This is a genomic window from uncultured Fibrobacter sp. (assembly GCF_937877005.1).
In the GTDB taxonomy this organism is placed as follows: Bacteria; Fibrobacterota; Fibrobacteria; order Fibrobacterales; family Fibrobacteraceae; genus Fibrobacter.
On record NZ_CALEFV010000314.1, the window covers coordinates 1 to 10,770 of the forward strand.

The 10,770-nt window shown below is 43.9% G+C and carries 9 protein-coding genes and 1 pseudogene; 3 read left to right on the forward strand and 7 right to left on the reverse strand.

The window, feature by feature from the left end:
- From Q0628_RS13820 to Q0628_RS13845, 6 genes are all read right to left on the reverse strand, one after another.
- Positions 1-1,963: ABC transporter substrate-binding protein (locus tag Q0628_RS13820; protein WP_298771945.1), on the reverse strand; the 1,963-nt coding region annotated here is incomplete at its 3' end.
- Positions 1,964-2,178: 215 nt separating this feature from the next.
- Positions 2,179-2,433 carry a biotin/lipoyl-containing protein gene (locus Q0628_RS13825; protein WP_298771947.1) on the reverse strand — a complete coding sequence of 85 codons (255 nt, stop codon included), beginning with the start codon at positions 2,431-2,433 and terminating at the stop codon, positions 2,179-2,181.
- Entirely contained in the window at positions 2,426-2,581 is a 156-nt protein-coding gene (locus Q0628_RS13830; RefSeq protein WP_298771949.1) for a hypothetical protein, read from the reverse strand. The genes Q0628_RS13825 and Q0628_RS13830 overlap by 8 nt, the downstream gene beginning before the upstream one ends.
- A 59-nt stretch (positions 2,582-2,640) precedes the next feature.
- A complete protein-coding gene (locus tag Q0628_RS13835; protein WP_298771950.1) occupies positions 2,641-2,976 on the reverse strand; it encodes a hypothetical protein in 336 nt (111 codons plus the stop codon).
- Between the two features lie 39 nt (positions 2,977-3,015).
- Positions 3,016-5,556 (reverse strand): BspA family leucine-rich repeat surface protein, encoded by a 2,541-nt coding sequence (locus tag Q0628_RS13840; protein WP_298771952.1) that lies wholly within the window; start codon positions 5,554-5,556, stop codon positions 3,016-3,018.
- Positions 5,557-5,578: 22 nt separating this feature from the next.
- Positions 5,579-6,226, reverse strand: a complete 648-nt coding sequence (locus tag Q0628_RS13845; protein ID WP_298771954.1) for a hypothetical protein — start codon at positions 6,224-6,226, stop codon at positions 5,579-5,581.
- 697 nt (positions 6,227-6,923) lie between these two features.
- Between Q0628_RS13845 and Q0628_RS13850 the strand changes: the two genes are divergently transcribed.
- A complete protein-coding gene (locus Q0628_RS13850; protein WP_298771956.1) occupies positions 6,924-7,796 on the forward strand; it encodes a TIGR02147 family protein in 873 nt (290 codons plus the stop codon).
- A gap of 1 nt (position 7,797) precedes the next feature.
- Positions 7,798-9,573, forward strand: coding sequence for an FISUMP domain-containing protein (locus tag Q0628_RS13855; RefSeq protein ID WP_298771958.1), 1,776 nt, complete (start codon positions 7,798-7,800; stop codon positions 9,571-9,573).
- On the opposite strand, the pseudogene Q0628_RS13860 reads toward Q0628_RS13855, so the two are convergent.
- A pseudogene (locus Q0628_RS13860) lies at positions 9,566-9,869 on the reverse strand (hypothetical protein). The gene Q0628_RS13855 and the pseudogene Q0628_RS13860 overlap by 8 nt on opposite strands.
- Positions 9,870-9,998: 129 nt before the next feature.
- On the opposite strand from Q0628_RS13860, the gene rbr reads away from it, so the two are divergent.
- Entirely contained in the window at positions 9,999-10,538 is a 540-nt protein-coding gene (gene rbr / locus Q0628_RS13865; RefSeq protein ID WP_298771962.1) for a rubrerythrin, read from the forward strand.
- Positions 10,539-10,770: the final 232 nt, after the last annotated feature.

Consider the following 10,770-nt stretch of genomic DNA (forward strand, 5'->3'; position numbering starts at 1 on the left):
CGAGCATGGGCATTGCGCCCGGACGGAAGTAAGGCGGTTCGTTCCACCAGGTGTGTACCCCAAAAGCCTTTTTATACCAAATACGCGGAACGAAATTCTGTGATGCATCAAGATTGCTTTCGCGTAAGGCTACATTCGCCGCACTATTACTATTGTAAATCGGATGAACGATATATTTGGGAGCAGGGAGTTGTCCGTTATGGATAGCTGCGTTACCCCAATAGTCATCACGACGTTCAAGAGCGATATACTCAGAGGAATAATCCTTGAGATTGTAAGGACCCGAAACTACGGGGTTTACATCCATCAACATCTTCTTGACTTTGCTTATGCCATTTTTCTTGATAAGAGGTTCAAAGACATGGGCCGGAACAATACGGATTGACTGCAATAAGTCTCGCACTACTAGTGGATTATTGCGCTTGTCCTTTGCAATGATGAAAGAAATGCGTTCCTGGATGACCGGTTTTGTGGCAAGTGTATCTATGTGAATCGCTGCTATCTGTTCGGATGTGTTGATAGAGCCTTTCAAAAAAACGAATTTCACATCATTGGAATTCACCTGCTTGCCGTCGCTCCACTTGGCTGCGGTATTTAGGTCGACAACGATGCTGTCGTTACTGGAAATTTCCTCAACAAGATGGCCAAGAAGATCTTCAGTTTGACCATTCAAGGTATTGAATGTGACAAGTGGCTCGTACATCAAGTTGAAGTGTCCGCTCACTGGCCAAGAAACCAACCAGCTTTCAGCAAGAGGATTGAATGTTGCCGGGGCGCCCCATTGCACTCCCGAAAGGTAAAGGGTTTCTGTTCTTGGCGTAGAATACATTTTAGCATCTGCGGCTTCGCCTAAAGATAAGAATTCCCAACAATTGAGATAATTATCGTTTGATGCCGTAAAAGAGCTGTACCTAAGATTCCTAAACTCACTCTCTACACTCATTATACCATTTTGTTTTGACTTAATGATCTTCTCCTCATAAAACGAGTTTTCTGGACAACCTCCCAATTCTTTTTTTAGTAACACTTCTATTGTTTTTTCTACATCGTCAGATTCATTTTCCTCGCTAGCTAAAGAACGGGCATTAATGGAGACACTGCTGTCGTTATTCTCCCAATTTTCAACAGAGGAGCCGTTTCTCCATTTTTCCAGTTGTTCGTTTACATCTTTACTTACAGATTGTAAATAAGCCAATTCATCTTTAGAAACATCAGAGTAATCAAAAGGTTTAGGCTTGAAAATACCATCAACCCAACTTCCCATGCTAAATTGATATGCGAGTAGTATGGCGCCAATGTCAACCACAAGAACACAGGACACAATAATCACTTTCCCAATGGATTTTTTCCCATCACCACTATTCATCAACATTGAAATAATTCGTGGCAAAAGGAACAGGGTAGTTGATATGCCCCATGCAATAACGTAGCCGCAAATGTCAGGATACGGTCCGGCCAATTTAAAACGCAACACCAAGATGACAAATATTAAGCAGCCGACATAAAAAGAAAGCCATAATGTACCAATCCACCATGCAACACCGCCTTTGCAACGAAGTTTAAGGGGTTTTAGCAAAGGAATGGCTATAAAAATTCTCAAGATCCAAGTAATTAAGTTATGCCTTGAACCCATAATTATTTCATCAAGAGAGTCTATAAAATCATTGATTTCTTCATTCAAAGCATTAAATACATCACTTAATCCGCTCTTTACAATGTCAACAATATGAAGAACAGCGATAAGACTGAAAAGTACACATGGTATGATAGCTCCCGTATCATAGGCTGAATTCGCAATAAAAGACGCAACCAACAAAACACAAAGTGCAATAGAAAGCATCAGCCCGACAATCGGTAAAGTGAATAGCCAAACCACGGCCAACGGAAGAAAAAGAATCACTTTATCCAAATTAGAAGGAGCATGGATGTGCTCTGAAACCCAGTTGTGAATTGCTCTAACCATTTTTACCTCATTGTGACAATTTGTTGCTGTTGTACGGACTGTTATACAACAGTATGTTTCTTGATTACAAGTTCTTTTTCGCCTTGGCTTCCTCGACTACAACACGGTTCAAGTGCGATGCCGCACAGAAATGCTTAGCCACCTTGGCTACTGTTTTCTTCGTAGTTGCCATAATAAGGCCTCCTTGAGGTTCAAAGTACGCTAAAAATCAGCCATTATTCGTTTGCATTTTCAAGAATCATAATGACCTGTTCATTGGAAACATCATCTGATTCATTAACGAGAATTTCCTTTACAATTCCTCCACACGGACTCAATATGGAGTTGTCCATCATCAATGCCTCCACAATTGCCACTTCTTGATCGGGAGAAACAGTATCACCAACTTTAACTGTTATTCGGGAGATTTTTCCGCACAAAGGTGATTTGACCTGCGGACAAACCTTTTCTATAGGTGAGAGGCTATTCATTATTGCCCTCCTCGGCGAGAACACGACATTTTCCGGATTTAAGCGCTTGGATCTTCTCCTTAATGTCTACTATTTGCAAGGCGTTCATTTTACCGCCTTGCTCCCTAAGCATCTGTTCAAGCTGTTTGATTTCCGATTCTACAGACATAATAGGTTCTCCTATGCAGAAGTATTCGCTTATAAAGATCGAGGAATTTCTTTGGTATGTTAAATAAAGTCGGACTTCAGTTTCAATAACCTTATTTCAACCACAAGCCTTTTGTGTTTCAATCGTTTCTTTCTCAAATTCTTTTGGTCATCTGTTGGGAAATAATGAATAAATTTTTCAATATCTTTAGGTGATATTTGGTTATAGTCTTTTGACTCAATATCAAAAGATTTAGTTTCTCCATAATTTTCAGTGAATCCAATTTTATCACCAGGTTCCTTGGAAACCTTTACACCCTTAGAAACCATAGCTTCTATAGCAGCAAATGACTTATTCAATTTTTTCAATTTCGCGTCTACAGCGGCGATTTGTTTATCAAGATCTGCTTGTGTCATTTTTAACTCCTTGTTAAGTTTTTTTGTAAAAAATCAATATCAATCTTTTATGCAACGAATGGAACATTCGATAAACACATGTCGATATGTCGGTTTATCATTAACATACATAACATTATTTATAAGATAGGTTATATCAGGGGTGATTTGCCAAACCTGCAGTCTATCATTGTCCTTAGACACCCAAAAATCCGCACAACAACCTCTACCGTTGAAATCCAGATTACGCTCTTCCCCACGATTATAGTAAATACTATCATAAGAATAACTTCCCGAAGGAACAGCAGAAAAACCAAAGGCATCCATGCCATCAGCCCAATCCTTTTCTCGCAAGGCATCAGCTATATCATAATGTTCGCCAATATAGTTTATTAATTCTTCATACTCTTTCTCAGTCGGCAAATGCCAACCTGGCGGGCAAGCGTCTTTAGCATCATTATAGCGATACAATCGCCCATATTTAGCGACATTGGAGGCATCCATGCCATACGCGCTTGAGCCTCCTTTGGGCGGACGATACCGCAAGTTCTCCGCCATCCAAATCTGATCACCAATCCGACATACTTTATAAGTTTGTCCATCACGGGGGTCCGTAAACGGTTTGCATAGTAGCGCATTGATTTCTTCTTCGCTAAATCCAGAATTGGTAAATATTCCGCTAGATTTCGGTGCAAGAGTCCATTCAGAAATATCCCCATGGAACTTGGAGTCCTTGAACATAGCGGTCATATTCTCTACCTTGGACACATCCCAACTGCTGATATCGCCATTGAAATTCGATCCTTCAAACATACCTTCCATATCGGTAACGTTGGATACATTCCACTTGGAAATATCTCCGCTAAATTTTGAATTATGGAACATATTTTTCATGTTCTTCACATGGGATACATCCCACTTACTGATATCGCCATTAAATTTCGAATTTTCAAACATGCTATCCATATTCGTCACTTTAGACACTTCCCACTTGCTGGTGTCGCCATTGAATTCCGATTCTTCGAACATACCCGCCATCATGAAAACATTTGACACATTCCAATTAGATATATCACCATTAAATAGTGATTGTTGGAACATGTTATTCATACCCGTCACTTTTGCCACATCCCATTGACTGATGTCGCCATTGAATTTTGAATAACCAAACATGTACCCCATATCCTCTACCTTAGACACATCCCACTTGCTGATATCACCATTAAATAATGATCCCATAAACATGCCATACATATTTGTAACATTTGAAACATCCCACTGACTAATGTCTCCGTTGAATTTTGACCCACTGAACATCCTCCCCATACCCGTCACCTTAGACACATCCCACTTGCTGATGTCGCCATTAAATTTTGATTCATTGAACATGCAATGCATATCTATTACATTCGAAACATCCCATTGACTGATATCGCCATTGAATTCGCTTTTTTGAAATAAGTAGCTCATATCCGTAATCTTTGAAACATCGAGAAAATTCAAATCATTTATTCCAAAGCATTCAGCATCTCTCACAATCTTCTTCAGTTCATCGCAGTCCCTCGGACAAGCATTTATTATCTTACGAAACATCCTCATTTTTATTGCAGCCATTTCTTCTTTTGAATAGCCCTCCATTCGGAATAAACAGCTTATATCGTCAGCATTCTGAGTATTCCATTTAGAGAAATCACCTATATTACTTTCATCTGAACCAAAAACATCCCCAAACATATCTTTCATATGGCGCACATGCGACATATCCCAATTCGATAGATCACATTTGTAAGTCTGGTTATAAAACATTTTTTCCATATTCGTCACATTGGAAACATTCCACTTGCCGATATCGCTGTTGAATTTTGAATTATGGAACATTTCTTCCATATTTGTCACATTTGACACATCCCAATTACTGATATCACCGTTGAATTTAGATCCATCAAACATGTGCCCCATATTCGTCACTTTAGACACATTCCAATCGCCAATCACACCATTGAACGACGACTTACAAAACATGCTGTACATTGTCGTCACATTAGAAACGTTCCATTTGCTAATATCGCCGTTAAAAACAGCGCCCTCGTCAAACATGAAGTCCATATTGGTTACATTGGACACATCCCACTCCGACAGGTCTCCCGTAAATCCAGAACCCGCAAAAAGAGTTCTCATATTTTTCACTTGACCAACATTCCAACGGGAAATATCCCCATTAAATGCAGAACGATAAAACATGCTGCGCATGTTGGTCACGTTGGCAACATTCCAATTGCTTATATCGCCGTTAAATTTAGACTGAGAAAAACAGCCTTCCATATTCGTGACCTTAGACACGTTCCATTGGCTAATGTCACCCGTGAATTTCGATTTACGGAACATCTTCTCCATTGTGGTCACATTGGACACATCCCACTGGCTGATGTCACCATTGAAATCACTTTCTTCAAACAGGCGACTCATATCTGTAATCAGAGAAACATCAATGAAATTCAGGTCACAACTTGCCGATTTCTTTTCAATGGTTTCCTTAATCAGGTACTCAAGTTCTGCCCTATCCTTGGGGTGCTTCTTGAAGAACTTGTCGAAAAAAGACATAGAGTGTTCCTTTTGGTTTTTGTTAAACTTTTTTGATCACAACATCACTACCAACATCAGCGATCAGCGTATGGCTTGGAATAGAACGGAATTCAACATCAAAGACTTGTTCTTTTCTATAATAATCAGCAACAATCTCTAGCTTGAAACGCAAATGTTCTCCAGGTCTCAAATTATCCTCAAAATCATTGGGCGTCACATAAAAAAGAGGCCTTAACAAAAATTTTGATTTTCCAGTAGCATCGGGTTCGAGTCGCATAAAATCAAGCGTCTGTCCTTGATTAACATCAATTATCGGAGAAATTTGTTCCGCAGGCGACCACACAATCTGCAAAGGAATCGGATAGACATTAAAATTATCAAAAGTGCCCCTAGACACACCTCTCAAATAGACACGCACATTTCGCTCTATTCTTGATGTCTTATTATCCAAATACAGATAGAAATACCTGACACTTACATTTTGACTTGTGACGCGATGAACATTTAATTCTTGTATCTTGATATTCATTTTTGAGCGGACAAAGAATCGCGCAATCTCATCCCTTCCAACAAGAGCTATAATTGAGGCCAAAAGCGTTCCAAAAGCAGCAATGCAAGAAACGACAAAAGACGGATAATCCCGACAAATCGAAAGACAAGAAGAAAATGCTAAAGAATCGCAGAGCATATATAAATCCCTTTCTCTCTGTAAAACGGATGCCGAAGCACTACCATACCACGGCATCCTATTATACAGAACACAAGTTTGCTAAAGACTCCTGCAGGATCTCTGCGAACCTTTTTCATCAAAGGTATAAGCTAGATTGCCTCTTTTTACAGTTACAGTCGTCGAAGTAAATCCCAAAAGCTGCCCCGTAATGCAGGCAGTTTGTGAATTTTTTTCATTATATACATAAACGAGATTACCTTTTTGTAGAGCTGTTGATATCATAATTAATACCTCATGGTCCTTGGTTAATCAAATCTTATTACACACGGACCGTATATGTAACAAGATATTTTGAAAAGATGTAAACAATAGATAGTCGTCAAAATACTGACCCATATGAACGTGAACATCAAATAGCATCAATTGAATTCCATTTTTTACATAATCTACCCCCAAATTTCCCCAACATTTCACATTCACCCGAAAATGATACGACTTTCTGCACTTCACAAAACAATACAGAAACACAATACAATTCACGGACACCGCATAAACACTGGCTTCTGAGAAAACTCACCACCACCCAAAAGTGTATCATGCAATTTTCACACGCCATTGGTCGCCAAGCGTGTAGGCAGTACGAAAAGACATGTTTTTCGTATCATTTTTGCGTTTCTGCGTCTTTTTCGTCATTTAAATTTTATTTTATGATATCGTGAAGTCCATCTACGAATACAAGGATTACCGCCGGTACATATCGGACTACTACAGTGAACAGAAAAAGTTCACCGGTTTTTCGTGGCGGGACTTCGCCAAGGCGGCCGGATTTGGCTCGCCTGTATTCCTCAAGCTCGTATGCGACGGAAAGAACGGCCTTTCAAAGGGAGCAAGAATCGCCGTTGCCAAGGCCATGGGACTAGAAGGGGACCAGGTCGATTATTTCGCTCTGATGGTGGAATACGCTCATGCCAAAACGGCCGAACAGAAGCAGAAGTCCCTCGAGAAAATGAACGAGATTCTCGCGCTCAACCGCGTGGGCGTTCTCGAGAGGGAAATGTTCCAATACTACTCCACATGGCTTCACTCCGTCATCCGCGAAATGGCGGCATCGCTCACAGACGCTAGCCCCGAAAAGCTCGCCGAGCTCTGTCAATGGGCGGTATCGCCCGAAGCGGTCAAGGAATCCCTGAAATTCCTGACGCAGAAGCAGTTCCTGAGAAAGTCCACCACCAAGGGGCAGTTCGTACAGGGCAAGAAATCCATTTCTACGGGCAAGCTCGCCACATCTGTACTCACGGTCCGCAACCTGCACCGCCAAATGGGAGAACTCGCCCTAAAGTCCCTGGACGACATTCCCGTCTTGGAACGCAACTTTTCTACCATCACGCTTGGGCTCACCCAAGATGCCTACGAGACCATCGTAGAAGAAATTTCCAACTTCCGCAAAAAGATCATGGCTATAGCCGCACACGACCCGCAAACGGAACGAGTATACGAAATCAACCTGCAACTTTTCCCGCTTTCCAAGAAAATTCCATCCGAATTACGGAAGGCAAACATTCGCAAGCCTTCCAAAAGAAGAACTTAAAATGAAACTCTGGACTCTCTTCGCAACCCTCCTCATCAACCTTACGCTATTCTTTACAGCCTGCTCCTCCGACGACAAGAATGCGGGAGGCACCTCGGAAGCGGAGAACTCCATCGCCATTACCGACAAGACCGTAGCAGGCGTGTCACAGAAGGGTCCGTTCACCAACGGCTCCGTTGTCACCCTCTACGAACTGAACTTCAATACACTCGCACAGACCGGCAAGAGCTTCTTCGGAAAGATTTCCGACGACAAGGGAAGCTTCTCCATCAACAATATCGAGCTCGCCTCGCAATACGCCCTGCTACGAGCCGACGGTTTCTACCGCAACGAAATCACGGGCAAGGTCTCCACGAGTCAGATCACCCTGAACGCCATCTCTGACCTTTCGGAACGCGACAACGTGAACATCAACCTGCTCACGCACCTGGAATACGAACGCGCCGTCTGGCTTGCGCAAGAAAGCGAAATTTCCATCAGCGAAGCGAAAGTCGAAGCCGACAAGGAAATCTTCGCCGCATTCGGCGTGGAATACGACGGCAACCATTTCGAAGACCTGAACATTTTCGGAAGCGGCGACGCAGATGCAGCCTTGCTTGCCATATCGGTTGTCATGCATGCGGGGCGCTCCGAGGGCGAATTCAGCCTAGCGCTTGCAAACCTGGCCATGGACCTGCAGAAAGATGGCCAATGGAACGACTCCACGGCAATTACCGACGCGGCAGACAATTCCTTTGACGCCGACACTGTCCAAATTCGCAGGAACATGGAAGAATGGAACATTGCAAACTTAATTCCCGATTTCGCACCCGTCGTGGAATACTTCTGGAACGATGTCTTCGGGCTTGGACGCTGCACCGCAAAGCGCGAAGGCGAAATCCGCGCCAACAGCAACTCACGCTCCAGATACTTTGACTATGACTTTGTCTGCGAAAACGGACATTGGCACTTGTTCGGAGAAATGGAGACTTCCAGTTCGGCGGGAAAAAGTTATTCTAGCTCGTCAGAAGGCGATGACTCCAGTTCCAGCGAAGCACTATCCAGCTCCAGCGAGACTTCGCCGAATGCAGTACAGCTATTGGCTGACATAGAACCGGATTCATGGTTCAATCCCAATGTCACCTACGGAACATTGAAAGATGACCGCGACGGAAATACCTACAAGACCGTCACCATCGGCACACAGAACTGGATGGCAGAAAACTTGAAATTCAATGGAACCAATGCAGACGAAGTAACATTAAACAACCTTAAAGACAATATTGAGTGCTACTACCCCAATGAAAGCTATTGCCAAAAAGCAGGCTACATGTATTCGTGGACTGCGGCCATGAATATTTCTCCGGCTTATCAATACGATGTTTCCGCTTATCCGGGCGACATCAACCACCAGGGCATTTGCCCCGAAGGCTGGCACATTCCAGCATGGAATGAGTGGGAAACGCTATTTAACTATGCATACGAAAACGGGAAAGCCTACACTGACAGTGTCGGGACAATGCTCAAATCGACCGAGACTTGGGAATACGATCCGGGAGCACCTTTAGGCAAAGATCTTTTCGGTTTTTCCATCGTTTCAACCGGAGCTCTTTATGGCTGGAACGGATTCTCGGATAAGGAAGGGCAAAATGCGGCATTCTGGACCGCAGACGCCATCGAAGGATACGACAGGGCCATCGGCATCAATTTCTATCACTGGATGGCCGGTTACGACATGGGTGGGCGCGGAAAATCCTGGATTACGGGGTATATCCGCTGCGTAGAGAACGCTAAATAATATGCTTCAATAGCGCAGAACAGCCTTCGTTCACGTCGCGCCAGGTGGCGTCGAAGTCACCGGTGTACCAGAGGTCAGCCACGTCGCGCGGCGAGCCCGTCCAGTCCATGAGCACGACATAGTCGTAATATTCGTAATCGCGGGAGGTCATCTGGCGGGCAGTCTTTCCGATACAGTCGATACCGTGGGCATTCAGCATGCGGCGCCGGGAGCTCCGACACCATCTTCTTCATGACAAATTCCGCCATGGGACTGCGGCTGATGTTCCCGTGACAGACAAATAGTATTTTTACTATTATTATAAAAGTTAAAAATTTTCCTTTTATTTCTGATTCCGCTACTCCGCCAACAAAGAAAAACCTATATTCTTCATTAGACACAAACAAGGGTTTACCTAGAACCCGCAACCCAAAGAAGAGGAAATTATGGCAAACAAGTACGCCGGAACCCAGACCGAAAAGAACCTCCAGGCCGCTTTCGCAGGCGAATCCCAGGCTCGCAACAAGTACACCTACTTTGCTAGCTGCGCCAAGAAGGAAGGCTACGAGCAGATCGCCGAACTGTTCCTGAAGACCGCCGACAACGAAAAGGAACACGCAAAGCTCTGGTTCAAGGAACTCGAAGGCATCGGTGACACCGCCCAGAACCTGAAGGCTGCCGCCGATGGCGAAAACTACGAATGGACCGACATGTACGAAGAATTCGCGAAGACCGCCGAGGCCGAAGGCTTCAAGGCACTCGCCAACAAGTTCCGCATGGTCGCCGCTATCGAGAAGCGCCACGAAGAACGCTACCGCGCACTCCTCAAGAACGTGGAGACTGCCGCCGTATTCGAAAAGAGCGAAGTCAAGGTGTGGGAATGCCGCAACTGCGGCCACATCGTCGTGGGCACCAAGGCCCCGGCCGCATGCCCGGTGTGCGCCCACCCGCAGTCCTTCTTCGAAGTCACTGCTGAAAATTACTAAAAGCCGAGCGTCGCTCGACTTGTCGAGCAAACCATTAGAAAACCCCGCGATTGTATCGCGGGGTGTTTTCTTTTTATGCGGAAATTTTCAGTCTACTTCAGCTCAACCATTTCGGACTTGCCGTCGACAGTCACCTTGTACTTGCCGGGGTAACCGCGGAACTTCACGACACCGTTCTCGTCGGCCTTGAACGTTCCGTTGGTGGTCCATACCTTGTGCCACAAGTCGTAAA